Origin of the sequence: Mesorhizobium sp. B2-3-12, assembly GCF_006442205.1 — a bacterium.
In the GTDB taxonomy this organism is placed as follows: domain Bacteria; phylum Pseudomonadota; class Alphaproteobacteria; order Rhizobiales; family Rhizobiaceae; genus Mesorhizobium.
Genome location: NZ_VFVR01000012.1, coordinates 34,103 through 58,599, shown reverse-complemented (window position 1 = coordinate 58,599; position 24,497 = coordinate 34,103). Strand labels below are relative to the sequence as shown.

Annotated in this window: 22 protein-coding genes; 15 read left to right on the top strand and 7 right to left on the bottom strand. The window is 61.4% G+C overall.

Features of this window, described 5'->3' with window-relative positions; all coding sequences use genetic code 11:
• Nucleotides 1–138: 138 nt before the first annotated feature.
• Nucleotides 139–2,748: an EAL domain-containing protein gene (locus FJ948_RS26340; RefSeq protein WP_181173849.1), complete on the top strand. Its 2,610-nt coding sequence runs from the start codon at nt 139–141 to the stop codon at nt 2,746–2,748.
• A 79-nt stretch (nt 2,749–2,827) separates the two neighbouring features.
• Here FJ948_RS26340 and FJ948_RS26335 read toward each other — a convergent pair whose 3' ends face one another.
• The 3 genes from FJ948_RS26335 to FJ948_RS26325 all read right to left on the bottom strand — a co-directional run bounded on the left by FJ948_RS26335 (nt 2,828) and on the right by FJ948_RS26325 (nt 5,591).
• Nucleotides 2,828–3,535, bottom strand: a complete 708-nt coding sequence (locus FJ948_RS26335) for a phosphatase PAP2 family protein (RefSeq protein WP_140709630.1) — start codon at nt 3,533–3,535, stop codon at nt 2,828–2,830.
• Nucleotides 3,536–3,761: 226 nt separating this feature from the next.
• On the bottom strand, nt 3,762–4,610 hold the full coding sequence (locus FJ948_RS26330) for a metallophosphoesterase (RefSeq protein ID WP_140709628.1): 849 nt from the start codon (nt 4,608–4,610) through the stop codon (nt 3,762–3,764).
• 18 nt (nt 4,611–4,628) lie between these two features.
• On the bottom strand, nt 4,629–5,591 hold the full coding sequence (locus tag FJ948_RS26325) for a diacylglycerol kinase family protein (protein ID WP_246677628.1): 963 nt from the start codon (nt 5,589–5,591) through the stop codon (nt 4,629–4,631).
• Nucleotides 5,592–5,689: 98 nt separating this feature from the next.
• On the opposite strand from FJ948_RS26325, the gene FJ948_RS30405 reads away from it, so the two are divergent.
• A complete protein-coding gene (locus FJ948_RS30405) occupies nt 5,690–6,151 on the top strand; it encodes a hypothetical protein (RefSeq protein ID WP_181173839.1) in 462 nt (153 codons plus the stop codon).
• 483 nt (nt 6,152–6,634) lie between these two features.
• Here the strand turns inward: FJ948_RS30405 and FJ948_RS26315 are convergent, their stop codons facing one another.
• Nucleotides 6,635–7,705: a LacI family DNA-binding transcriptional regulator gene (locus tag FJ948_RS26315; protein ID WP_140709626.1), complete on the bottom strand. Its 1,071-nt coding sequence runs from the start codon at nt 7,703–7,705 to the stop codon at nt 6,635–6,637.
• Between the two features lie 234 nt (nt 7,706–7,939).
• Between FJ948_RS26315 and FJ948_RS26310 the strand changes: the two genes are divergently transcribed.
• The 11 genes from FJ948_RS26310 (at nt 7,940) to FJ948_RS26260 (ending at nt 20,332) form a co-directional block, all read left to right on the top strand.
• Entirely contained in the window at nt 7,940–8,752 is an 813-nt protein-coding gene (locus FJ948_RS26310; RefSeq protein WP_181173848.1) for an ABC transporter substrate-binding protein, read from the top strand.
• A gap of 92 nt (nt 8,753–8,844) precedes the next feature.
• The gene (locus FJ948_RS30960; RefSeq protein ID WP_140709624.1) at nt 8,845–10,374 is read left to right on the top strand and encodes an amino acid ABC transporter permease/ATP-binding protein; all 1,530 of its coding nucleotides are present in this window, start codon (nt 8,845–8,847) and stop codon (nt 10,372–10,374) included.
• Between the two features lie 66 nt (nt 10,375–10,440).
• A complete protein-coding gene (locus FJ948_RS26300) occupies nt 10,441–11,562 on the top strand; it encodes an FAD-binding oxidoreductase (protein ID WP_140709622.1) in 1,122 nt (373 codons plus the stop codon).
• A 172-nt stretch (nt 11,563–11,734) separates the two neighbouring features.
• A complete protein-coding gene (locus tag FJ948_RS26295; protein WP_140709620.1) occupies nt 11,735–12,757 on the top strand; it encodes a LacI family DNA-binding transcriptional regulator in 1,023 nt (340 codons plus the stop codon).
• 190 nt (nt 12,758–12,947) lie between these two features.
• Nucleotides 12,948–13,961, top strand: coding sequence for an SIS domain-containing protein (locus FJ948_RS26290; RefSeq protein ID WP_140709618.1), 1,014 nt, complete (start codon nt 12,948–12,950; stop codon nt 13,959–13,961).
• 37 nt (nt 13,962–13,998) lie between these two features.
• A complete protein-coding gene (locus tag FJ948_RS26285) occupies nt 13,999–15,321 on the top strand; it encodes an ABC transporter substrate-binding protein (protein ID WP_140709616.1) in 1,323 nt (440 codons plus the stop codon).
• A gap of 43 nt (nt 15,322–15,364) precedes the next feature.
• On the top strand, nt 15,365–16,285 hold the full coding sequence (locus FJ948_RS26280) for a sugar ABC transporter permease (RefSeq protein ID WP_224541788.1): 921 nt from the start codon (nt 15,365–15,367) through the stop codon (nt 16,283–16,285).
• 5 nt (nt 16,286–16,290) lie between these two features.
• Complete coding sequence (locus tag FJ948_RS26275; RefSeq protein WP_140709711.1) at nt 16,291–17,142, top strand: carbohydrate ABC transporter permease; 852 nt, start codon at nt 16,291–16,293, stop codon at nt 17,140–17,142.
• Nucleotides 17,143–17,161: 19 nt separating this feature from the next.
• Complete coding sequence (locus FJ948_RS26270) at nt 17,162–18,016, top strand: sugar phosphate isomerase/epimerase family protein (RefSeq protein WP_140709614.1); 855 nt, start codon at nt 17,162–17,164, stop codon at nt 18,014–18,016.
• Entirely contained in the window at nt 18,013–18,879 is an 867-nt protein-coding gene (locus FJ948_RS26265) for a PfkB family carbohydrate kinase (protein ID WP_140709612.1), read from the top strand. The genes FJ948_RS26270 and FJ948_RS26265 overlap by 4 nt, the downstream gene beginning before the upstream one ends.
• Before the next feature lie 97 nt (nt 18,880–18,976).
• Nucleotides 18,977–20,332, top strand: coding sequence for an FAD-dependent oxidoreductase (locus FJ948_RS26260; RefSeq protein ID WP_224541787.1), 1,356 nt, complete (start codon nt 18,977–18,979; stop codon nt 20,330–20,332).
• A gap of 287 nt (nt 20,333–20,619) precedes the next feature.
• Here FJ948_RS26260 and FJ948_RS26255 read toward each other — a convergent pair whose 3' ends face one another.
• A complete protein-coding gene (locus FJ948_RS26255; RefSeq protein WP_140709608.1) occupies nt 20,620–20,922 on the bottom strand; it encodes a hypothetical protein in 303 nt (100 codons plus the stop codon).
• Nucleotides 20,923–21,195: 273 nt separating this feature from the next.
• Here FJ948_RS26255 and FJ948_RS26250 point away from each other — a divergent pair, with 273 nt between their 5' ends.
• Both FJ948_RS26250 and FJ948_RS26245 read left to right on the top strand, forming a co-directional pair.
• The gene (locus tag FJ948_RS26250) at nt 21,196–22,017 is read left to right on the top strand and encodes a Ku protein (protein ID WP_140709607.1); all 822 of its coding nucleotides are present in this window, start codon (nt 21,196–21,198) and stop codon (nt 22,015–22,017) included.
• A gap of 506 nt (nt 22,018–22,523) precedes the next feature.
• Nucleotides 22,524–22,865: a hypothetical protein gene (locus FJ948_RS26245; RefSeq protein ID WP_140709605.1), complete on the top strand. Its 342-nt coding sequence runs from the start codon at nt 22,524–22,526 to the stop codon at nt 22,863–22,865.
• A gap of 101 nt (nt 22,866–22,966) precedes the next feature.
• On the opposite strand, the gene FJ948_RS26240 is transcribed toward FJ948_RS26245, so the two are convergent.
• Both FJ948_RS26240 and FJ948_RS26235 read right to left on the bottom strand, forming a co-directional pair.
• Nucleotides 22,967–24,106: a LuxR family transcriptional regulator gene (locus FJ948_RS26240; protein WP_140709603.1), complete on the bottom strand. Its 1,140-nt coding sequence runs from the start codon at nt 24,104–24,106 to the stop codon at nt 22,967–22,969.
• Nucleotides 24,099–24,470 carry a hypothetical protein gene (locus FJ948_RS26235; protein ID WP_140709601.1) on the bottom strand — a complete coding sequence of 124 codons (372 nt, stop codon included), beginning with the start codon at nt 24,468–24,470 and terminating at the stop codon, nt 24,099–24,101. The genes FJ948_RS26240 and FJ948_RS26235 overlap by 8 nt, the downstream gene beginning before the upstream one ends.
• Between the last annotated feature and the right edge of the window lie 27 nt (nt 24,471–24,497).

Here is a 24,497-nt window from a genome sequence, read left to right as displayed (position 1 = left end):
GAGCGCGCCGCCTGATGCTGAAATTACCGGGCGTGACGGAAAACCAAATTTAAGTACTTTCGACTAGGCTCGGCCGAGGGGTATTGCCCGAGAAAGGTATTGGGTCAATTGGCCAACACCGCACCCAGTCTCAGCCGGTTGAGACAGTCCGTTTTGTCTTCAGCGAACCTGCCGGCGGCAATCGCCTCTGTGGTGCTTGTGATCTGCGCCGTCTTGGCGGACCGGGAAAACAGGATCGTTTCAGACCAATTGGCGCGCGCCGACGTCTTGGCCAAGGTAAACATCATAAGGGCCAAGCTGGAAGGCAACATCAACGGCAATCTCCAGCTTACGCGCGGCCTGGTGTCGGCCATCGTGACCGAGCCCGATATGGGGCAACAGAGGTTTGCGGCCCTGGCCAGCAACCTGTTCGAGCAGGAATCTCAGTTGCGCAACATCGCCGGCGCGCCGGACCTCGTTATCTCGCTGATGTATCCAATGCCTGGCAACGAGAAGGCCATCGGCCTCGATTACCGCAAGAACGATGCCCAACGCACCGCCGCGCTCAGGGCGCGCGACCTGCGGGTGCCGGTCCTGGCTGGTCCAGTCGACCTGGCGCAGGGCGGCCAAGGCTTCATCGGCCGCTTTCCGGTCTTCGTGAAAACTGCGGGGGGTGGTGAGCGCTTCTGGGGCATCGTCTCGGTCGTCGTTGACGTTGAGCGCCTCTACAAGGCAAGCGGCGTTTTTGACGCCGATCTCGACATCGAGATCGCCCTGACCGGTAAAGACGGCCTGGGTGGGACTGGTGGTCGCTTCTTCGGTAGCGAGCGGGTCACGCGTGCCGACCCGGTCGCCGCAGAGGTACATCTGCCCTCCGGTTCCTGGCAGATCGCCGCCATTCCCAGGGGTGGCTGGGGCGCGTCAGCGAATAATGCCTGGGCCTTGCGGGCCATAATGGCATTGGCGGGCGCGCTTGTGGTGCTGCCCATTCTTGTTGCGGGGCGGCTATTCGGCGAAAGGCAGAAAAACTTCGCCGAGCTCAGGCGATTGTCCGGTCGCCTGGAACTCGCGCTCGATGCGTCGGGAATCGGTGTCTGGGAGCACAACATCGCCACCAACGAGCTGGTGTGGGACGACCGCGTCAACGAAATCTACGGCAGGCCGGCTGACCGGAAGCCACGCGGCTATGATGACTGGGCCTCAGCGATTCATCCGCACGACATCGAAAGGGCGCAGCAGGATTTCGATGCCGCGGCGGCGGTAAAGGGCCCCTATTCCTCCCAGTACCGGATTGTCCACCCGAATGGTGAGATCCGGCATGTGCGCACGCGTGCGACCTATTTCCAGGGCCGCAACGACACGCCCAGGATGATAGGCGCCGAATGGGACGTCACAAGCGACGTCGTGCTCAACGAAAACCTCGTACGAGAAAGACAGCTGTCCGAACTGAGGAACGCTGAGCTTGAAATGGCCAAGGGGCGCATCGAACATGTGGCGCTGCACGATTCGCTCACCGGGCTGCCGAACCGCCGCTATCTCGACGAGATGCTGGCGACGAGCGCGCGTCGGGGAGAACGAACCGCGCTCCTGCATTTGGATCTCGACCGCTTCAAGCAGATCAACGATACCCTCGGGCACGCGGCCGGCGACGCCATGCTGATGCATGCCTCGAAGGTCATCGAGGCAAATGCCGGAGCCGCCGACTTCGTCGCGCGCATTGGCGGCGACGAGTTCGTGGTCATTTGCGGCGGGCGCGACGATCACGACCTCGCCGCGCTGGCCGACGGCATCATCGAAGAGATGCGGCAACCCGTCAATTTTCGTGGCCACCAGTGCCGGTTCGGCGTCAGCATCGGCATTGCGGCGACTTCGGGCGAGGGGCTCGACGCAAGGCAACTGCTGGTCAACGCCGATCTCGCCCTCTACCGGGCGAAGAGCCGGGGCCGAAACCGCTACGAGTTCTTCAACGAGGAGCTGCAAAGCGAAATCGTCGAGACCAAGCGGACCGCCGACGAGATCCTGGCCGGCCTCGAGCGCAACGAATTCATCGTCTTCTACCAGCCGCAGTTTGACGCCGGCACGTTGGAAATTGTCGGCGTGGAGGCCTTGGCCCGCTGGCAGCACCCGACGCGCGGTATCCTGACGCCCGCCGTCTTCCTGAGGGTCGCGGAGGAACTGAACGTCGTCGCCCTGATCGACCGAACGGTCCTCAAAAGGGCGCTGGCCGACTTTGAGTGCTGGCAGCTTCAGCACCTCAACATTCCGCGCGTTTCGGTCAACGTCTCGGCACGCCGGCTCGAGGACAAGGACCTGATCAATGGTCTTCGCAAGCTCAACATCCGCGCAGGGACGGTATCCTTCGAACTTGTGGAATCCATCTTCCTCGATGAGAATGACGACCTCGTCGCGTGGAACATCGAGCACATCAAGGACCTCGGCATAGACATTGAGATCGACGATTTCGGCACCGGCTACGCCTCGATCGTCAGTCTGCTCAAGCTTCAGCCGCGCCGACTGAAGATCGATCGCCAGCTGATCACACCCATCACCGGCTCGCTGCCGCAACGGCGTTTGGTGTCATCCATCATCGAGATTGGCAAATCGCTCGGCATCGAAGTGGTGGCCGAGGGCGTCGAGACGATGGAGCATGCGCGCATCTTGAACGAGCTCGGCTGCGACCTGCTGCAGGGCTACGCGCTTGGCCGTCCGATGGATGCCAAGGCTTTGGAAGCCTTCGCGCAATCTCGCAAATGGCCGGCCGCGGGATAGCCCTCTCGTTGTCGCGGAGTGGTAGGCTCGGCTTGATCTTGCACGAATGCAAGGGCGTCCCACAGCCAGGCTGGGCGGATCAGGACCCGCGCCGCTGTTCGATACAATGGACCGCCGACCAGCAAAGGATTGCCCAAGCTGATCCGACGCACCATCCTGCAAGCACATCAGTGGGGTAGTGAACGCCGAGATAGATCCGACTGATGCCGACCATGATGGTCAGGAACACCGCGAGGCCAACGAAATATCCCTTCACCCGTCGATCAGGACTTGCCTTGGCAAGCAAAGCTCCCAGCGTGAGAAAAGTGACGGCCGACAACATCGCGTGGCCGCTCGGAAAGCTGGCGGTGAAGACCCTCGTGGTGTGCAAAATGTCGGGCCTCTGGCGGTCGAAGGCGACCTTCAGAACGGTGCTCAGGACCTCTCCACCAGCCACGGCGGCGCTGACCAGCCAAGCGTATCTGCGCTTACGAGTGATCAGCAGGTAACCTATGGCCGCCAGGGATACAAACCCCAGGAAGGCAACGCTGCCGAGGGCCGTGACGTCGCGGCCCATTTCCTCCAGCCACGGCGGGCCAATGAGGTTTGTTGGATCGTCGGCGCTTCGAAACGCCATGAGTATGGTCCGGTCGAACCCGGTCGTGTCGCCCTCGATAACTTCTTCTGCCAGGAGGCTGAACCCGAGGACAAGGCCGCCGGCCACAAGCAATGATGCGATCAACCACATAGCATCACTGCGAAAGCCCCGCAGGAAGCCGTTCGACGAAGAAAGCGGGTTGATCTCCATCCATTGTAGCTAGGGGGCGCCCAAGTCTCGTCAATATCATTCCGTCCCCGAACGCTGCTGCTGAGGCGCCGTGAGATCGCGTTCTCACGCCGCAACGATAAACCGATCCGTGCCTGCAATCGGGAGCATTGGGTTAGTGCGATGTCGAGGCAGTCCAAAGCGTGAAATTCTTCACTGGCCAAGTTTGCCGATGGGAGGCGCTCGCCATCAACCATCGTGACGGGTCTTATCGTCTGTCAGGTTTCAGGCGCGGCCCTGGTGACGCTTCGTCCAGCGCCCATCCCTTTGGGCCCGAACGGAACGAATAAATCGCCGAAGTGTAGAACTGTTTTGCCTGCTCCTGCCAAGCACGACATTCAAGGTGAATCCGGGGACGTTCAACGCGAATTACGTTGAACGAGTTCGCCGCATCGCGACGGCGCGTCGAGACCGCCGTGCCTGCCTGTATGAGCAATGCTGCATAGGGCCCTTTCGCATAACGCACGGTGCTGAGATTGGCTTGCTGGAGGTGATGATGGCCCGACAAGATAACGTCGATGCGGCTTTGCGAGAACGCCTCCATCGCCATTTGGGCTCGTCCGACGACTCCGCCTTCGTGGCCGAATGTGCGCCCTTCGAACGGGTGATGGGTGACGACTATCCTGGTGATTTCGTCAGCCAGGCCCGCAAATCGGGCAGTCATGGCCGCAAGCTGGCCGGCATTGATCCTGCCGTCCTTGATTGTAAAGGACCGCGCAGTGTTGATGCCGACGACTGCGAGTTCGTCATTGGCGAAAAACGGGTCCGTGTCTGCCTGGATATAGTGCTTGTAGCGAGCAAGAGGCGTGAGCGTTCGCGCCAAGACGTTGAAGAGCGGCACGTCGTGATTGCCGGGCACAACGATTTGTGGGGTCGGAAGCGCATCGAGGAATTCTCGTGCTTGCCGGAATTCTGCCCGGCGAGCTCGTTGGGTCAGATCACCCGATATAACCACCAAATCTGGTTTGCATGCCCGGACCTCGGCGCCAATGGCATCTACTATGCACGTGTCCGCCGTGCCGAAATGGAGGTCCGACAGGTGCACAAGCGTTTGCAAGAAAACCTCCGCCTTCTGTTACTTCGTATCCGGCTGCCGGACGGCAAGGACCTTTAGTGCCGCCGGTCGAATTTGAAAGTGCAGCGGCATCTTCATCGTCGTGGCCTCTCCGTCCACCGAAACAAGGGTCTCTCTTTTGGTAGAGGTGATCTTGATCTTCGATGCCCGAAGCATTTCCAAGTCGGAGCGGGTATCGACTATCCCAAGCGCGATCTTGAACGGGAGCAATGCCAGCCCGAACCACGTTCGCTGCCTGATGACATAAACGCACAGTTCTCGTGCCGACAGGTTTTTGCGGCGGCCGAAATCGCCGGCGTCGTAGAAATTGTTGCCGACGAACACGCACGGTGTCAGCACCTGGTCCCCACCCGTGTCGGCGCTGATACGCACAGACTGCCAAGATACCGCCTTGAATGTCCGCACAAGAGCGGGACCGATTGCCGCTAGTTTCCCCACTCCTCGTCGCCGCTGTTCTGCGGAACGCTCCGCGACAAAGAATGGATAGAGCCCGATGGACGAGTTGTTCAAAAAAATACGGCCGTTCACCTCCGCGACGTCGACAAGCGCCGGACGTCTCGCCGCGATTACATCCATCGCCGCGTCAAGTTCCAGTGGTACGCCGAGGTCCTTTGCAAAGTGATTGAGGGTGCCAAGCGGAAGAACACCCATGGCCACCTCAGTCCCGGCGAGAACGCCCGCGGCAGAGCTGAGGGTGCCATCCCCGCCGCCTACGACCAGAATGTTTTCACCCGACCCTGCCTTTTGGCGGACAAATCGCGAGGCGGCTTCGCTGATCTGGTCGCCCGCCACCAGTTTAACCTCTGCTTCGAATCCGCGTTTCAGCAAACCGCTATGCACCGTCGCGGCAATGTCATCGAGGGCGGCGACCCCACCAGCTCCATCGTTGATAAGGACTAGAACTGCCACCTCTGGCACCCCCTTGAACGCCGTTCCAGTGGTATGGTTGGCCTGCATCAGCATGATTGACCCGGCTCCTTCCTTGACGGCACGGAGCCGGGGTCCGCAGGCGGTTAGTCGTTGTCGCCGCTGTCCTGCTGAATGATCACGGGACGGTTTTGGTGATGACGGTGGACGGAACTCGTCACCGTGACGGTGTCGCGGTGGCCGTGGCGGTGACGCCAGGCATGATCGCCGTTGTCATAGAACGCCATTTGGCCGTGATGTCGGTGATGAAGGCGACCTCCCTCATCATTGTACACGACGGTGGCGCCATGGTGGCGCCGGTGGTCGGAGCTCCTCACGATAACGGTGTCAGGGCGGTGGTGGCGGCGTCGCCACGCACGATCTCCATTGTCATAGGACGCCATTTGGCCGTGATGTCGGTGATGAAAACGACCTCCCTCATCATTGTACACGACGGCGCTATGGTGATGCCGGTTATGGGTGGAGATCACCACGTCAGCCTCGGCGGCCGAAGAGATGGTCGGGGCCGCAAGGCAAAGCGCCAGGGTTCCCAGGATCAAAGCTTTCATGACAATATTTCCTGTGTGCTGAATGTCATCCCTTCCAGCAAGGAATGATGAACGCTCGCCTTGGTTCCGCAGTGGCGGAAGCAGGCAGTCTCGCTTCAAGGGCGTCCAGACGGCAGGACGCCACGCCGGCGTCATCAGACGAGTTCTTTCAATGCTGTATGCACGAATGGCTAGCCAAGAGCGGTGCCCGTTGTGGCGTCAAGGCAATGGCGCGTTGTACTGCCCCCGCTCGCAGTCCTCGTGTCGACAACAGCCTCTCGGGACTAAGGTGGGCGGACATGACCGCTCGCTGTGCGCTGCGACCACACTTTCCCAAGTCGCTTCTGGTTGGATGTCCGCCAGGTGACCTGGGTAAGGTGCGGCTTTTCTCGTCATCTCTTGGAACCACGACCCCCGGGCGGGGCCGCTCCGCAACATGGCAAGAGAACGTGCGGTAAGAGTGATAGCGCAACACATCTTCGCCTCGAATTCGAACAAAGGACACGGCGACCACCGCATGAAACGTGACCGCTAGAGGCAACCGTCGTGGACTCACGGATGTGGGGGACCTACCGAGCCTCTCGTGATGATCGCGGTCGGCAGGACCAGCCTTTCCGGCGGTTGGATCTGGCCTTTCAGGCGGCGAATGAGCAATTCCGCTACGCTATGGCCAAGTGCATAGACCGGCTGATCGATGACGGTGATCGGCGGAGTTGTGACACCGGTCCAGTCCGCATCGTGAAAGGTGATCAGCGAAACGTCGTCGGGAATCCTCATGCCGCGTTGACGAATAGTCCGCAGGATTTCCAGCGCAATCACACTGTCAGAGGCAAGGATCGCGGTCGGTCGCCCGGGATGGGAAAGCATTTCGTCCGCGAGCCTGCGTGTCGCCTCGGAGCTTGTCGCGCCGAGCCGGACATGGCGCTCAGGTCGGTCTACTCCGGCGTCTCTGCACGCACTAAGGAAGCCGTCGATGCGCTCACGGACCGAGGATGTGTAGATTTGCCGGAGATCGACATATTCGTGACCATTGGCTTCCACTGCCGTGACATAGGCGATGTTTCGATGGCCGGCGCCTATTAGCACCTGGGTTGCCCGTATGGCGGCCTCGCGATCGTCAACCGTGACAGTGTCGACATCGAGGTCGGGCAGGGCTCGGTCAAGCAGGGCAAGCGGCCGACCGGAGCGATGGATATCGCGCAGATGGGTTATGTCGCGTGACTCAGAGGGCGTTACGATCAGCCCGTCGACCCGCTTGCCGATCAGCAGCCTTACAGCCGCCTTTTCCGCTTCGATCTTCTCGCCGGAGTTCGCCAGAATGACATTGAAGCCGGAAGCTTTGGCCGCATCGCTGATGCCGCGTACGGCGAGACTGAAGAACGGATTTTCGATATCGCCGACGACCACCCCTATGATCCCCGACCTGCCGGTCGTCATGCTGCGGGCGAGCTCGTTAGGCCGATAATCGAGAGCCTTGGCGGCTGCTGTGACGCTCGCCCGGATGGCGTCGCTGACGACGCCATAGCCGCCCAACACGCGGGCGGCCGTCGCCTTGGAGACGTTCGCTGCTCGGGCAACGTCGGCGACCGTTTTGGGGCGGGCACTGGATGGGACTTTCGTCATCTCTAGAACGACTACAAGAAATGTTGACGGCAGGTCAATCGGGCGGTAGTTTTAGTAAAGAGACCGGTCTCTTATCGCAGAAACCGGTCTCTTTTGCGATAGGGCTGAACGCGAGGATTCTGCCCGGCGCCGGAATACGAGGCGGCTGAAAGCGGTCTCAAGTGAATGCCAAGAAAAACAGACCTTCAGAGTGGAGAGAGAGACGTGAACAAGTTCGAAATGATCAAATGGCTGATGTGGCCGGCTCGGCGGGGCGCAGTGGCTCTCGCAATCGCGTGTGTCGCAGCAGCTTCTGTTTCGCAGGCCACCGCGGCGGAAGACAATCCCTATGGTCTGATCGACGCCAAGGTCGTCAGCGTCGGCACGATGGGCGATGCGAAGCCTTACGCCTTTACCCAGGCCGATGGCACTTTCACGGGTTTTGACGTGGAACTGTTCCAGAACGTGGCGAGCCGCCTTGGCTTCAAGCCGGATCAGGTGATCTTCACCGGCCAGGAGTTCTCGGCTTTGATGCCATCGGTTGCCAATGGCCGCTTCGACGTCGCGGTGGCCGCGATCGGCACGACGGAAGCGCGCAAGAAGACGGTCGATTTTTCGGATGGCTATCTCGCCGGTTATCTGTCGGTGCTGACCGCCGACAAGACGATCACATCGGCTGACGGGCTCAAGGGCAAGCGTCTCGGCGTCGTGCAGGGCACACTGCAGGAAATTTATGCCGCGAAGAATTTCATCGGCACCGATCTGGTCAAATTTCCCGACAACAACTCGGCCGTCTCGGCGCTCAACAACGGCACGGTCGACGCTCATTTTCTCGATTACGAAGCGGCCAAGGACTATGGCCAGCGCTACCCGGACCTAAAGATTGCGGTCAATATACCTTCGTTCGACGCGCCGGCAGGCTTCGTCATTCGCAAAGGCAACGACAAGCTACGCAACGCGCTCAACACGGCCCTGCACGCAGCCATGCAGGACGGCACGTGGAAGACACTTTATGAAAAGTGGTTCCCTGGTTCACCGATGCCCGATCAGTATCTCCCCAAGAAGTGACCGCTCCGGCCGCCGATTCCCACCGACGGCTGGAACCTCGCGGGCCGCACGTCTATAAGTTCGGATGCTCAGCGCAATGAGAAGGGGATCGCATGAACTGGCTTGAGAACCTGCGTCGCAGTTTTCTCGACTGGCAGGCCATGGCTGACGTGCTGCCGAGCATGATTACCATCGGGTTGAAAAACACCCTGATCCTTGCGGCTGCTTCAACGGTGCTCGGCATCGCAATGGGCATGGTCCTGGCGATCATGGGCATTTCGCAATCGCGTTGGCTGCGCATTCCGGCCCGGATCTATACGGATGTCTTCCGGGGTCTTCCGGCTATCGTCACGATCCTGCTGATCGGCCAGGGCTTTGCTCGCATCGGCCGCGAAATCTTCGGCCCTTCGCCGTATCCGCTAGGCATTCTTGCGCTCAGCCTGATCGCTGGCGCTTATATCGGCGAGATCTTCCGGTCCGGCATCCAGAGCGTCGAGCGCGGCCAGATGGAAGCCGGCAGGGCGCTCAGCATGAGCTACGGCCAAGCCATGCGCCTGATCGTGGTCCCTCAAGGCATCAGGCGCGTCCTGCCGGCCCTGGTCAACCAGTTCATAGGCAATGTCAAAGATTCGAGCCTCGTCTATTTCCTCGGCCTGCTCGCATCGGAGCGCGAGATTTTCCGTGTCGGTCAGGACCAGGCGGTGGTCACCGGAAATCTGTCACCGTTGCTGCTGGCGGGCGTCTTCTATCTGGTCATAACCGTGCCGTTGACCCATGTGGTCAATCACATCGACAACCGGCTGCGGACTGGAAAGCAAAAAGCTGGCGCGGCCACAAGTGGCCTGGCCGAGGTGAGCGAACTGCAAGGCGCCGTCAGCGGTCGAACTTCAGAGGCAGGTTCGGTGCGTCCCCTGTTCAAGGGCGGCAGCCTCGTCGTCAGCAACCTGGATATGGCCTATGGGGAGCTCGACGTTCTCAAGAGCGTAAGCCTGACGGTCAGGCCGGGTACAGTCACCTGCATCATCGGTCCCTCGGGGTCAGGCAAGTCGACCCTTTTGCGTTGCATTAATCGTCTGGTCGAACCCAAGGGCGGCGAGGTGTTGCTCGATGGGGCGAGCATCTTGGCTATGAAACCCGAGAAGCTACGGCGGCGCGTCGGCATGGTGTTTCAGCAGTTCAATTTATTCCCGGATCACACCGCCCTTGAAAACGTCACACTATCACTGACCAAGGTCAGGGGCATTCCGGCGCAGGAAGCCGAACGCATCGCCGAGGCACGTCTTGCAGATGTCGGCCTTGCCGCGCGTAAACATCATCGCCCCGGCAGTCTTTCCGGCGGTCAGCAGCAGCGTGTGGCAATCGCCCGCGCGCTTGCAATGAATCCGGAGGTCATTTTGTTTGATGAAGTGACCAGCGCGCTTGATCCCGAACTGGTCAAAGGCGTCCTCAACCTGATGGCGGACCTCGGTCAGCGCGGCATGACGATGGTCGTCGTGACCCATGAAATGGGCTTTGCCCGCAAGGTCGCGGACCAAGTCATTTTCATGGACGAAGGCCGCGTCATTGAGGCCGGCCCACCGGCAGCGATTTTCGACACCCCCAAGAGCACGCGTCTAAAGCACTTCCTGGCCGAAGTGCTCTGAATTCGAAGAAGCCAGGACGACCCGGTCCGCTCCCACGATTCATTCTCCACAGCGAAAGAACCTTCCATGCCTACACACCTGGTCTCGAAAGTCGTCGTTGTCGGCGGCGGTATTTTCGGCGTCTCCTCCGCGCTTCATCTGTCGCGGCTCGGCATCCAAACCATCCTCGTCAATAACGGGCCGTTGGCCAGTGGAGCGTCCGGCCGCTCGCTCGCCTGGCTCAACTCCGCACGCATGCGCTCCGCTGAGTATCATCGGCTGCGTATGATCGGCATCGACCGGTACCGGACCTTGTCGGCAAAATACCCAGATGCTGCCTGGCTGCGTTTCGACGGTGGATTGACCTGGGATGCGGACGACGGCTCGAATGAAATCATGGGAGCTTTTGCCTATGAAAAGAGCCTCGGATATGACGCACGGCATTTGCGCCCAAGCGACATCCCTTCAGCCACGCCTGGCGTCGCGATAAACGCCGTCACGCCCCAGGGCGCGATCTTCAACCCGGGTGAGGGCTGGGTCGATCTGCCGACGTTGATCAAACTGCTAGTTGCGGAATTCGTGGAACGGGGCGGTCAGCTCGTCACCGACGCCGGGCGCGCAACGGTGACACTCTCGGCGGGGCGCGCCACTGGGGTCGCGACGGAGACTGGCGCCACGTTTGCCGCCGATGCGGTGCTTTTGGCCACGGGCAGCGAGGTGCCGCGTACGGTGGCGCAAACCGGCCAGCACATCCCCGACGGAACGCCGATCGCCTTGCTGGTCAGAACCAAGCCCGCGGCTCTGCCACTTCGGGCGGTCCTCAATACGCCGCGCGTTGCCGTTCGCCCGACGCCGGACGGAGCTCTCGCACTCGATTCCGCATGGTCCGAAGAAGAGGTAATCGTCAATTCCGACGGCACTTATGGCGTCAAGGCTTCGACCCTCCAGGGGCTCCTCGAAGAGGCCTCGAAGGTGCTTGAGGGCAATCCGAAGCTGGAGTTGGAGAGCTACGGCGTCGGCCCCAAGCCGATCCCGGGGGATGGCGAGCCTGTGCTCGGCCGGCTGAACGACGTTGAGGGATATTACGTCGCCTTCAGCCACAGTGGCGCGACGCTCGGGCTGATCGCCGGCGAACTGCTTGCAGGCGAGATCGCCACCGGAAATGAACACCCGTTGCTGGCCGATTTCCGGCCAGCCCGGTTTGCGTGAGGAAGCGCTCCGCAGCCTTGCCACCGTCCGTGCCCGCGAGCTCCGAAGGTCGGTAGCCGGCCGGAGTTCGGCACCTGTTGCAGCAAGGCACCAATATGCGGCACAAGAGCTGCTCAAAGCCCTGTCGAAGGGCGGCCTGCGCCAATGCCCAGGTCTTGGGAGCACAACGATCGTGGCGCAGAAAGGCATCACCCTGAAGGACGTTGCCGCCGCGGCCAACGTTTCGCGCGCCACGGCAGCGCGGGCGCTCAACAGCTATGGCTATGTTGGCGACGGGACGGCGTTGCGTGTGCTGGAAGCGGCCGAGAAACTGGGATATCGGGCCAATCTCGTCGCGCAGGCCTTGCGCAGCGGACAACTGCCGATCGTCGGCTTCATCCCCGGGGACATCCAGAACCCGTTCTTCGCGCGCATCGCCCATGATATCGAGGCGGAACTGCGCAGACATCGCCACAATCTTCTGATCGCCAGCAGCGAAGAGAACGTCGAACAGGAAAAGGATCTGCTCGAGAGCCTGCGCTCGCTCAGCATTCGCGGCTTCATTCTCGCACCGACCTCCGCGACGGACAGCCAGCATATCGTTCAGCTCGCACGTGAGGGCACGCCGGTCGTGCTGATCGATCGTGTCGTCAAGGAGGTGCACTGCGACAGCGTCATCGTCGATAACGAAGGCGGCGCGCGCGAGGCGGTGGACTATCTGGTCGCCAACGGTCACGAGCGTATCGGCTTGTTGCGGGACGAATCGCGCATCTTCACCGCGCAGGAGCGGTTTGCCGGGTACCAGAATTCGCTTGAATCGCACGGCATTGCCTTGGACGCCTCGCTGGTCAGTGTGTCGCGATCAACCGTGGAACACGCCATCGAAGCCACCATCCGGCTGTTCAGCCGCGGTGATCGCCCGACCGCCTTGTTCACAGTGGACAGCCTGATGACCCAAGGCGCGTTGCTCGGCCTGCGCTCGATGGGACTGTCGATCCCGCAGGATGTTTCGCTGGTGGGGTTCGACGATTTCAACCTCGCCACCTTCACCGATCCCCAGATCACCGTCATTGCGCAGCCCACATCCGAAATAGGGCCGCTCGCCGCCAAAATGCTGCTCGAACGTCTGGCGGGCAAGAAGCTGGCCCCGCGCCACACGCGCTTCCCGACGCGTCTCATTGTTCGCGGCTCGGTCTCGCGGCTGCACCGGCGCTGATCGCCCGATCCAGTAGGCTCTTCCGCGAAGTCGTCCGACGAGGGGACTTGCCAACCTCTGCAATGCGTGCGTTAAATATGTGAGATCGATCTCACAATCAGCCGGATCGATGATGGCCGTGGCGACCTACCGGCGGCGCACCTGCAACGAACGGACGCCCTGCCGGAGCGAAAATACGAGGAAGACCTGCATGCTCAACTTTGACAAAGACCGCTTCATCAAGATCCAGAGCGGAGCCGTCTCCTTCGCCGAGGAGGCGAGGGCGCTCATGCACCGGCTGCTCGGCGAGGGCGTCGAGCGGCTCTATTTCATGGGGACCGGCGGCGTGCAGCTTCTGACCCTTCCGGCGATCGAGCTGGCCGAGCGCCGTACGAACTTTCCGGTGCGGGGAGAATATCCGGCGCAGGTCGTGCTTGATCCGCCGGCCGGGCTGGACCGGAAGTCGCTCGTGGTCATTCCCTCGCTGTCGGGCACGACCAGGGAAAGCGTGCAGCTGCTTTCCTTCCTGAAGCAGAAAGGCGTGCGCACGCTCTCGCTCACCGGCCATTCCGACACGCCACTTGCCAGGGAAGCCGATTTCACCTTCACGAACTTCGCGGAGGACGACACCTCTTCGGAATCCTTCTATCTGCAGTCGCTGCTGATTGTGCTGGCACTGCTGGCCGAGCGCGGCGAGTACGAGGACTTCGACGCCACGGTGGCCGAGCTCAAAAGACTGCCTGACCTGCTGGCTGGGGCAAAGGCGGCCTACGAAGACAGCGCGGCAAAACTCGCCGACACGATCAAGAACGAAACCTATCACATCTTCACCGGCGCCGGCTCCGTCTGGCCGCAAGCATATTATTACGGCATGTGCATTCTGGAAGAGATGCAGTGGATCAGGACCAGACCGGTCCATGCCGCCGACTTCTTCCACGGCACGCTGGAGCTGGTCGAACCGGGTGTGAGCGTATTCCTCTTCAAGGGGGAAGATGCCAGCCGTCCGCTGGGTGATCGCGTCGAAAATTTCATCAAGCGTTACACCGACAAGGTGCACGTTCTCGATGCCGCGTCGGTTGAACTGCCCGGTATCTCGCCTGCTGTTCGCAAGCTCATCTCGCCGATCGTGCTTGCGACGTTGCTGGAACGCGTAAGCGCGCATTTGGAAGTGTTGCGCAATCACCCGCTGACGACGCGCCGCTACTACAAGCGCGTCGAATACTGATCACCTCACCTCACAAAAACGAAGAAGGGAACTGATCATGAAATATTCAACACAGGCGGCAATCGCCGCGCTGGCCGCGGCATCGGCACTGGGCCTGACAGTGGGACCAGGTGTCGGCGCCGAGGCGGTCCAGGCCGATCCGAACGCAAAGGTCGATTACCAGGGAACGCTGTCGGTCCTGACGAAGTTCGGCGCGCAGCAGCTGGCGCCCTACTTCGTCGGCGTCGCCCAGGATTATGAGAAGCTTCATCCCGGCGTGAAAGTCGAACTCATCCAGGAAAGCGACGACAGCGTCAAGGACAAGACCAAAACGCTTGTCGCGTCGAACTCGCTCCCGGACATCTACTTTTCCTGGACCGGCAGCTGGGGCGGAAACTTCGTGCGCGGCCATCGCGCCGTCGACCTGACCCCGGTCATCGGCCCCGATACCGAGTGGGGCAAGACACTGACACCGGCGGCCGTTCAGGCCTTCATGTACAACGGCGAATACTACGGCATTCCGCTCTATCTCGACGCAAAATTCATGGGCTACAACAAGCAGGCTTTCTCCAAGCTCGGCCTGAGCGCGCCCAAGACCTTCGAGGAGCTCCTGTCCTCCTGCGAGACGATCCGGAAATCGGGCATGACGCCGATCTCTTTCGGCAACAAGGAAGCCTGGCCGGCAATCCACTATGTGGGGCAGCTGCTCGCCTACGACGTCCCGCAGGCGGTACTCGAGAAGGATTTCGACCCGGGCACGGCGGAGTATAGCGACCCGGGCTATGTCGCCGCGCTCACCCAATACAAGCAGATCATCGACAGTTGCACGGATGGCGGCGCCTCGGTGAACGGCACCTCATATTCGTCGGCCATCCAGACCTTCAGCAACACGAAATCGGCCATGTACTACCAGGAGATCATCGAGTTCGATCAGAGCGCGTCGGCGGATTCCGCTTTGAAAGTGTCCGATCTGGGCTTCTTCACGCTGCCTGCGCCGAATGGCGCAAAAGGCGACGTGAAAGCGATCGAAGGCGCGCCGGAAGGCTACATGATCAGCTCTGCCTCCAAAAACATCCCGCTGGCGATCGACTTCATGAAATTCGTTACGTCCAGGCAGAATGGCCAGGTGCTCTCGGCCCCACCCTATGGGCAGCCCAGCGCGACCATCGGCGGGGCTTCGGAAGCCAACATGAACCCTTCGGTGGTGGCCGGCCTCAAGGAGATCGCCTCCGCTTCCTACCTGATGCCATGGCTGGACACGGTGAACCCGCCGCGCGTGGCCTCCGCGTGGCTTTCCAGCCTCCAGGCGCTCACCGGCGGCTCCATGACGCCTGAGCAGGTGATGGAGCAGGTCAAGCAGGCCGCCGCGTCGTCGAAATAGGCCGATGGCGAATCCCGGTCTGGCCAGAATGGAAGGCGCTCCCTTGAGCAACGCCGCGGGCGAGCCGGCGGCGAAAGCCGGCCGGCCGTTCCGCCACTGGAGCTCGCTCCGCTGGGTCGCCGGCGCCGTGATCCTGGTCGGTTGGTTCGTCTATTACCCGATCGTCGACAACTTTATCGTCAGCACCACCGACGAGGATATCTTTACCGGCGAGACCACGAATATCGGCCTCGCCAATTATGAGCGGCTGCTGCATGACCCGGTCGTCTGGGTGGCGCTGTGGAACAACACGCTCTACGCCCTGATCTCGATCATCTTTCAAGTTGGTGGTGCCTTCGTCCTGGCGGCGCTGATCGAGGGGCTGGGCAGCGAGCGGCAAAGGCGCTTCTGGCGTGCGATTTATTTCATCCCTTCCGCGATCTCGATCACCGTAACCGGTCTCCTGTTCTATTTCATCTACCAGCCGGATATCGGGCTCTTGAATGCCGGCCTCAGGCGCATTGGTCTGGAACAGCTCATCCAACCCTGGCTCGGCAGCGAGCATACGGCGATCTACGCGATCATCGCGATGAGCCAATGGCAGGGCTTCGGTTACTCGACGCTCCTGTTTGCGATCGCCATTCAGAAAATTCCGCGCGATCTCTATGATGCCGCCGTCATGGACGGAGCCGGGCCGCTACGCAGGCTGTGGAGCGTGACGCTGCCGCTGACCCGCGAGATGACCGGCCTGATGATCATCGTCACCATCACCGGCGCGTTCCAGGTGTTCAACGAGGTCATGGTCATGACCGCCGGCGGGCCCAATAATCGCAGCCAGGTGCTTGGCACATGGCTTTACCAGCAGGGCTTCATTCAAAACAATTTCGGCTACGGCGCCGCGATCGCCGCCGTGATCTTCGCCGTGACCATGATCACCGGAGCGGCCCAGCTTTGGTACACCAGGCGCCGGAGGGTCGAGCTGTGACGGTGATGGCGGCCAGCGGGCGGACCGCGCGCCCGACCTTCGGGAGCGCTCTTGCGAAAGCCTTTCTGTACTCGTTCCTGATCTGTCTCGGCATCGTCGTGCTTTATCCGCTGGTCTGGATGGCGCTCAACGGCTTCAAGGACAATGGGCAGATCTTCGGCGACCCGTTCGCGCTGCCGTCGCGGTGGACCTGGGGCAATTATGTGCAGGCCTGGAACCGGGGCGTCCGCGACTATCTGGTCTCGAGCCTGCTGGTGACCGTCGCTTCAGCGATCTGCACGGTGCTGATCAGCGCCTGGACCGCCTACGGGCTGACGCGAACGCCAATGCCCGGCAAGCCGCTTGTCGTCGGCCTGGTCCTTGGCGGCCTCATGCTCAGTCCGACCGTGGCGCTGATTCCGCTGGTGCGGATGCTGCAGGCGATCGGCCTCTACAACACCTACTGGGCGCTGATCATCCTCTACACGGCGTTCCGGATTCCGTTCAGCACCTTCCTGATCCGCGCCTACATGCTTGGGCTGCCGAAGGATCTCGACGAGGCGGCCCGCATCGACGGCGCCAGCGAGGGGCAGATCTTCTGGCGTATCACCCTGCCGCTGTGCCAGCCGATCATCATCTCCTGCATCATCCTCCACGTTCTATTCGCCTGGAACGAGTATTTGTTCGCGATGGTCTTCACTAACGGATCGGCGGTGCAGACGCTGCCCGTCGGCCTCACCTCGCTGATGTCCAAGAACGGCACCAATTACGGCGTCGTCTTCGCGGCGATGACGATCTCGGCCCTGCCGATCGTCCTGCTTTTCTTCGCCGCACAGCGGTACTTCATCCGCGGCCTCTCCGAAGGCATCGGCAAATAAATCACCCGGAAGGACATCAATGCCGCTTTTCAAGGTCGACCAGCTGATTGGGGCCAACTTCGCCTTCCAGCATTACGCGTTCGATCGCGTTGCAGAGATCCTTCGCGGCTTCGGCTTCAAGAAGATCGAGCTTTGGGGCATCGCGCCGCATCTCGACCTGTTCCATGCGACCGACGCGCATGTTCGATCGGTTCGCGAGATACTTGCGCAGAACGGCCTGACGGTCTGGTGCTTCACGCCCGAGCAGGTGATCTATCCGATCAACATCGCGTCGGGCGACGGCGCATACCGCCGCGACAGCGTCAAGCGGTTCTGCCGCGCGGCGGACATATGCGCCGAACTCGGCGCTCGATATTTGTTCCTGACGTCCGGGCGTGGATATGAACACGACCCGCCGCAAGAGGCGTGGGCACGGTCGGCCCAGTCGCTTGCGGAGATCGCCGCCTATGCGTCCTCGCTCGGCGTGCGCTGCCTGCTCGAGCCGCTGCAACGCGTCGAAACCAACGTCGTCACCAATGCGGCGGGCCTGCGCGAAATGCTCGACCAGATCGGCGCCGACACCATGGATGTGGTCCTGGACACGGTCGGCATGGCCACTGCCGGCGATACCGTGGCCGACTATGTCAGGCTGTTCGGGCCGCGCCTGGCACATGTCCAGATCGTCGACGGGCTGCCGGCGGGGCATCTTGTCTGGGGCGACGGCAAGCTTCCGATCGGCCAGTATCTCGACGACCTCGCTGCGTCGGGCTATCGGGGGAAACTGACCTTCGAGCCGTTCGGAAATGGCTCCTATGCTCTGGACCCGGTCGCGGCGTGGACACGCAATCTCAAGGCCATCGAGCCCCACGTGACGCGGGCGCCGACAGCAGCATGACCGGAGGAGCACCGCCCAATCTGGTCGCCGTCGGGGACAACTGCCTCGACGTCTATCTCAACAAGGACCTCCTGACCGTGGGCGGGAACGCCCTCAACGTTGCCGTTCAATGGCGCCGCAATGGCTGGAGCGCACGCTATTTCGGCGCCGTTGGCGATGATCCTGAAGGCGAGATAACGCTCCGCGAGATCGAGACCGCCGGGCTGTCCCGCAAAGATGTCGAGATGATCTCCGGCGACACGGCGGTGACCTTGCTGCGCGACCAGTCGGGCGACCGTACTTTCCTGTTCGAATCCTTCGGCGTCGGCGAGAACTACATGCCCGCGCCGCACAACTGGCGGGTCATATCGAAAGCCGACTGGGTGCATCTGGGCACCAATGCCAACAAGGATCTCGTGCGCCGCCTGGTTCGCGAGCATGTGCCGTTCAGTGTCGACGTCTCGACCGCGCATCTGGCCTTGCCGCTGCAAGGCGTGCCTCTCGTCTTCGCCTCCGGTCCAGACGAACCGAGCGTGCCGTCCGAGCCCGTCATCGCCGCGCTGCGGTCGGCTGGTGCGCGCCAGGTCGTGCTTACCTGCGGCAGCCGGGGCGCCTACTTCTGCGACAGCCAAGGCATTCGCCACGCCGAGGCCTCGCCGACCGCCGTCGTCGACACCTGTGGGGCTGGCGACAGCTTCATCGCCACCTTCATCACCGCGTTCTGTTTCGCGGGTCTCGACGCCGACGGAGCCATGCGAAAAGCCTCTTTCGAGGCCAGCAGGACCTGCACGCATCTGGGTGGCTTTCCGCAGGCGCCGCGTCCGATCCCAGACTGGCTGCCGCTGAAATATGCCGACGTGATCAATCGCGAGACGAGGGTCTGACATGGCCACTTTACGGATGAGACAGCCGGCAGTCGCGGCGCCAGCCGATCGGTCATTCTGGCTGCAGGACATCGCCGCTGCCCCGGCGACGCAACCCTTGGTCGGCGGCGAGCGGGCCGACGTGGTGATCGTCGGTGGCGGCTATACTGGGCTGTGGACGGCGTTGCGGATCCGCGATCTGGCTCCCGAGACCCGCGTCATGGTGCTTGAGGCGGATCACTGCGGCTCCGGCGCATCCGGGCGCAATGGCGGACAGGTGCATTCCTGGTTCGCCGAACTCGATCAGATCAGCGCCGTAGTCGGCGAGGAGGAGGGGCGGGCGCTTTGCGCCGATAGCGTCGATGCCATCGCAGAGTTGGGGAAACTTCAGCGCGACGGGACGATCGATATGGATCTTCGTCTCGACGGCTGGCTTTGGACGGCCAGTTCCTCCGCCCAGGAGGGAGCCTGGAACCGCGCTGTCGCGATGACCGAGGCGGCCGGGGCCAGTCGCTTCCGGCAGCTGACCGGCGAGGAGATCAAGCAGCGGACCGGGTCTTCCGCATCCTATACCGGCGTTGTCGAGCCGAATGCCGGGACGGTCCATCCAGCCAAGCTGGCCACCGGGCTGCGCGAACTGGCGATCGCTCGCGGCGTGGTCGTCCATGAGCGCAGTCCCGTCACCGAAATCGTGCCCGAAAGGACCTGCCTGGTCCGGACTGCGCAGGGCGAAGTGCGTGCCGAGACGGTCGTGCTGGCGGCGAATGCGTGGTTGTCGGCGCTGCCCGAACTTCGACGGCATCTTTACGTGGTCGCAAGCCAGGTGGTCGCGACCGCGGAAATCCCTCACCTGCTCGACCGGATCGGCTGGCGCGACGGAGCCTCCATCTGCGACTCGCAGCGCCAGGTCCTCTACTACCAGCGCACCGCGAAGGGACGGGTGGTCTTCGGCCGCGGCAGCGGCAACATCGCCTATGCCGGCAATTTCGGCCAGAGCTTCAACCGCAGCCCAGAACACGGACGGGAAAACATCCGCGAACTGGGCCGCGTCTACCCCGAACTGCAAGGGGTGCCGATCGACTATGATTGGGCAGGCCCGATCGACTGTGTGCCGGAGCATGTTCCGGTCTTCGATCGGTTGAAGGGTCATCCCAACATCGTCTTCGGCATGGGATATAACGGGACCGGCATTGCCCAGACCCCGATCGGCGGCCGCATCCTGGCCAGCCTTGTGCTGGAGCGGAAGGATCGCTGGAGCGGCAGTGGGCTGGTGGGGCTCGATCGGCGCAAGAGCATGCCGCCAGAACCATTCCGCTATATCGGCGCCAAGCTTGTGCGCGCCGCGGTCGCGCGCCGAAACGACGCCGAGATCCGCGATGAGAAGCCCGGGATGCTGACCAAGTTACTTTCGGAATGCGCGCCGGGAGGCGACAAGCCCGTTTGCCTGCACCGTCATCGCCGCTCGCACGAATAGTCGCGCTGCGCGAGCAACTTGCGGCTGATGCGGCAGAGCCTGGGGACTGCGGGACGCCGTCATCGGCGTTCGGCGCGGCGCCCACGGCACAAAGCAGGAGCCATTTCGGCCACCGCGGCTGACCGGTCGAGGTGTTGGGCGCGAGCGTAAGACGTGTTTGGCCGCGTAATCCCATGCTGGGCAAAGCCAATAATGTGGGAGCCGGTGGCTGCTCTGTTTCATAGGCGACGTGCTGAGCAAACTAAGGTTGTCGGACCGTTGACGGCCCTGGAAAGCTGTACCGGAGCCTACGTCAGCTCATAGTAAAAATCACAGATCAGGTCCGCGACCTTTACAGCTTCAAAGTCCGTCATGTGGGCGGTCGTCTCGATGGCGACCGTTTCCATGTTGTCCTGGTCGGCAGCCAGAAGGTCCAAAATCTTGGCAAATTTGAATTTGAGCTCCCGGTCACCGTCGAATTCATCGAGCGTGACATGCAAAACGTTCAGGTTTGCATTTATCAATCGTGTCTGGATGGGGTCGGATGATGCGGCCAGGGTGCGAACTGCTGCGAAAAAATGCTCGCGCGCATTGGCGTATTTGTCGTCCATTTTCGCAAACCTTATGGTCAGTTGATGCGCCCTGGACGTGGGCGAGAGGTCGGGCTTTACGCTCTGGCTCGAACTGAGTCAAATTACCGGCAAGGCGGTTTAACGCCGTTCCATGGATAAGCTGGCTACCAGCTAGCATTTCCTGGTGAAAGTCACCAATCTCGCAAAACCGGCGCGACGGCACGATAGAGGAGCGGAGCATGGTCCTGGTGCTGCGACGGAACGGGTGTCGACTTCGTGTGTTCTTACTCACAACAGGCACGGAGCAAGGTTATGGTGGCACCTCGGGCGGTTTGGAAAGGTTTCCTGAAGGTGGGGTCGGTTTCGTGCGGCGTGAAGATTGTGGGTGCAACCAGCGAGGCCTCCAAAATCCATTTCAAGATTTTGAACCGTCAGGACGGGTTGCCCGTCAAAAGCGCGTATCTCGACGAAGAGACCGGCGACGTCGTCGAGAGCGAGGATCAGGTCAAGGGCTATGAGGTCGACAAGAACCATTTCATCAGGGTCGAGCCCGATGAGATCAAGAAACTCAAGCTGACATCGGCCCACACGCTCGAGGTGGATTCATTTGTCGCAATTGAGGACGTCGACACCCGGTATCTGGAAAAGCCCTATTATCTGATCCCGGCGGACGGCGCCTCGCTGGAAGCCTTTTGCGTTCTTCGTGACGCGATGGCGAACAAGCGCGTGGCCGCGCGCTCTTGCGTGGTGCTTTACCAGCGGGGCCGCGAGGTGTTGATCCAACCCTTCGAGAAGGGAATGCTGCTGACCGAACTGCGCACGCACAACGAGATGACCTCGGAGAAGGAGGTGTTTAATGGCTTGGAAAGCCCCAAATACGACGCGGACCTTCTTGAGATCGCCGGCCTGTTGATCGACAAGAAAGTCACCAAGTTCGACCCGTCGCAGTTTGAAGACACATATGAGGATGCGTTGATCGCCATGATCGACGCCAAGCGCAAAGGCAAAGCACCGCCTAAGCCGGCGCCGGCGCCGAAAGAGAACGTCATCGACTTGGCTTCGGTGCTTCGCAAGAGCCTTGCCAAGGAAGGCATCAAGGGCGGAACTAAATCCCGGGGCCGAAAGTCGGCGTAGCGGTCGTACCTGATATTCGCTCTGGTTGCCGTACAACCCCGCAGGCTCGCGACGGCACCGGGGTCCGCTGCCGGCAGACGAGATCCGCGTCGACGACCCGGCTCCATCATGCGCCCGCTGGGCATCGCATGGTATGCGTTCCTGCCATTCGGATCAAAAAGGCGGCCGGTGTTCAACTTCCGCTCGGAAGGCGCCAAGCCCCTACATAGCAATCGCTGTCCATTTGTCCGGGCCCTTTCGGCGGAGACTGTGCGGCTCAAGCCTGACATGGCAGCGCCTACGAAGCTCATCGATATCGAAGCTGAAAGCGCAGGTCTCCTGTCGCCATGCTGGCCGCGAACAAAATAAGAACAAAGGAGCCTTGACGAGGCAGGAAGATGTTCCTTATTCGTGGGAGCGTATGAGCAGGAGAGCCTTACTGCCAAGGCGCCAAAACGGCCGGGCGGCGGCGAGGCTATGGCCGAAGAGGGACCGGAAATCCCACAGGAGCCAAGAGGATGTCCAAAATGCACGACCTGATCGCGTTCTTCCAAACGAATGCAGCATTGGTCATCGGCAACCCCGTAGCGTTCGCTACCTTCTCAGTGTTGTTCGGAAGCGGAGGATTTGTCGCCGGTCGATACTTTTTTACCGAGCGCATCGCGAACTTGGAAAGCCGCATCACCAGGCGCGATGAAGAAATCGAAGCGCTGAAAACAGGAAGTAGGAAAAAGGCTGAAGAGCCGTCGCTCATCCCAATAAAAGGCACTTCGGCGATTGGGAACGATGCACCGGCGCTGTTGGGAAAATGGCCGGACCGGCGCCAACCAGGAAAACTGTCTTCGCCACCACGGCAACGACGTGGCTAACAATCAGGGTGGTTAGCGCTCGGTCGGCCGGTTTGACCAACCTTCAACCAGCAAGAAACCATGTCCCACATCGTGAGAGTGCCCGCCGTGAAAATCGGTTGCTACCGGCCGCGCCCGCTAAGCGGTTCCGTGCTCTTGAGCAGTGCGACCAGTTCACTCTGCTGACGGGTGCGGGTCTTGGAAAAAATCCGTTCGAGATAGGTCCGACAAGTCTTGACGGTGATCTTCGAGCTTGCAGCGGCTTCTTTCAGCGTCCGCCCCGACGCCAATGCGGCGGCAAGTCGGGCCTCGGCCGAAGTTAGATCGAACAGACCGCGGACATGCTTCTCGAAGCCATCGGCAATGCGGCGGGCGACCTCTGAGACCATGATCACCGCGCAACGCTCCGACGCCAGGCCATAGGCGCGGGCATCGACAAATGGCGCGACCGACAGCACCAGCCGCGACATCTCGGAGCGCTTGTGATCCGACGGAACAATCAGCGTTCCTCCGGTTCCTGGAATGGCACCATCCCGCAACGAGCAGGCATCCGCGACCAGCCGCTGAAGCTCCTGCGCATCCCTAGGATTTGAGGCGACGATCATGCCGCCATGCAGCCTCAGGGAGCTGTCGGGCCGCGCCAGTATCGCCTCTGCGGCTTCGTTCATCTGCGCGATTTGCCGGTGGCCGTTCACCAGAAACACGCCGAAGGGCAGGTGCGAGAACGCCGATGCCAAGGCCGACGTGTTCTCCAGACTCCGGCTGATCTGCCCGGCGCGCAGCATATGCGGCACGATCTTCTGCAACAGGTCGATCTCGGTATTGTCGAACGCTTCGTGCCTTGAGCCGCGATGGATATCGAGAAGCCAATGCGCACCGTTGGAGGCGAGGAGGTTACAGACCAGCCCTTGATACATGTCGCGCGGCCTCATCCAGTCTTGCCAGAGTTCGCGTCGGCGGAACGCTGTCTCATCGGGTGCGGGCGGCCAACGATTGACCGTGCCGAGCGACAAGGCGGCTGACGCCGCAGCCAGGGGATCGCGAAGCATGGCTTCGATGCCATTTTGCGACTGGAATTCGGGATCCAGGTCGGATGCGACCGCGTCGAGCGTTTCCGGACTGACGCGCACAATGCAGGAGCGCGAACCGCCGAACAGGTCGCGCATGCCGGTTATCGCGTCGAACCAGCGTTCCTGATTGTAGGCGGCCTCATAGATCTGGCCTACGACAGCGGAAACCGTTTCGATGGTGACGTCAGCCATGATGTCTTCCATTCACCATGTCGCGCGGCCTGTACCATTCTTGCCAGAACTCACGGCGCCGGAACCCGGCTCCGTCTCTCCTTAGGCGTGAGCGATCATAGATCTTGGCTACCGGCTGCGCGACCGCGACCGCGCTGATGGGGTCGCGCATGGGCGCGGCGGTTGCCTCGGAAGAACACATCTCAGGATCATGAACAGCCGCCATCGCGCCGCAAGCCTGTTGGTCTAGCCGCACGATGCAGCTTCTTGACTTCTTGAAAGTTAGCGCAGCCCGGCGACCGCATCGAACCCGTTCCTGATCGTAGGCAGCTTCATCGATTTGGCCGACAACGGCGGAGACCGTTTCGATGGTCGTGAATGCCATGATCAATCCATTACTGTATGCGGACCG

Bases quoted from the DNA above. Each gene is read 5' to 3' on its own strand.
- FJ948_RS26235 (WP_140709601.1), bottom strand. From the start codon at position 24,470: ATGGCATTCACGACCATCGAAACGGTCTCCGCCGTTGTCGGCCAAATC.
- FJ948_RS26285 (WP_140709616.1), top strand. From the start codon at position 13,999: ATGAAATATTCAACACAGGCGGCAATCGCCGCGCTGGCCGCGGCATCG.
- FJ948_RS26250 (WP_140709607.1), top strand. From the start codon at position 21,196: ATGGTGGCACCTCGGGCGGTTTGGAAAGGTTTCCTGAAGGTGGGGTCG.
- FJ948_RS26325 (WP_246677628.1), bottom strand. From the start codon at position 5,591: ATGCTGATGCAGGCCAACCATACCACTGGAACGGCGTTCAAGGGGGTG.
- FJ948_RS26335 (WP_140709630.1), bottom strand. From the start codon at position 3,535: ATGGAGATCAACCCGCTTTCTTCGTCGAACGGCTTCCTGCGGGGCTTT.
- FJ948_RS26240 (WP_140709603.1), bottom strand. From the start codon at position 24,106: ATGGCTGACGTCACCATCGAAACGGTTTCCGCTGTCGTAGGCCAGATC.
- FJ948_RS26265 (WP_140709612.1), top strand. From the start codon at position 18,013: ATGACCGGAGGAGCACCGCCCAATCTGGTCGCCGTCGGGGACAACTGC.
- FJ948_RS26270 (WP_140709614.1), top strand. From the start codon at position 17,162: ATGCCGCTTTTCAAGGTCGACCAGCTGATTGGGGCCAACTTCGCCTTC.
- FJ948_RS26275 (WP_140709711.1), top strand. From the start codon at position 16,291: ATGGCGGCCAGCGGGCGGACCGCGCGCCCGACCTTCGGGAGCGCTCTT.
- FJ948_RS26315 (WP_140709626.1), bottom strand. From the start codon at position 7,705: ATGACGAAAGTCCCATCCAGTGCCCGCCCCAAAACGGTCGCCGACGTT.
- FJ948_RS30960 (WP_140709624.1), top strand. From the start codon at position 8,845: ATGAACTGGCTTGAGAACCTGCGTCGCAGTTTTCTCGACTGGCAGGCC.
- FJ948_RS26245 (WP_140709605.1), top strand. From the start codon at position 22,524: ATGCACGACCTGATCGCGTTCTTCCAAACGAATGCAGCATTGGTCATC.
- FJ948_RS26310 (WP_181173848.1), top strand. From the start codon at position 7,940: ATGTGGCCGGCTCGGCGGGGCGCAGTGGCTCTCGCAATCGCGTGTGTC.
- FJ948_RS26300 (WP_140709622.1), top strand. From the start codon at position 10,441: ATGCCTACACACCTGGTCTCGAAAGTCGTCGTTGTCGGCGGCGGTATT.
- FJ948_RS26290 (WP_140709618.1), top strand. From the start codon at position 12,948: ATGCTCAACTTTGACAAAGACCGCTTCATCAAGATCCAGAGCGGAGCC.
- FJ948_RS26255 (WP_140709608.1), bottom strand. From the start codon at position 20,922: ATGGACGACAAATACGCCAATGCGCGCGAGCATTTTTTCGCAGCAGTT.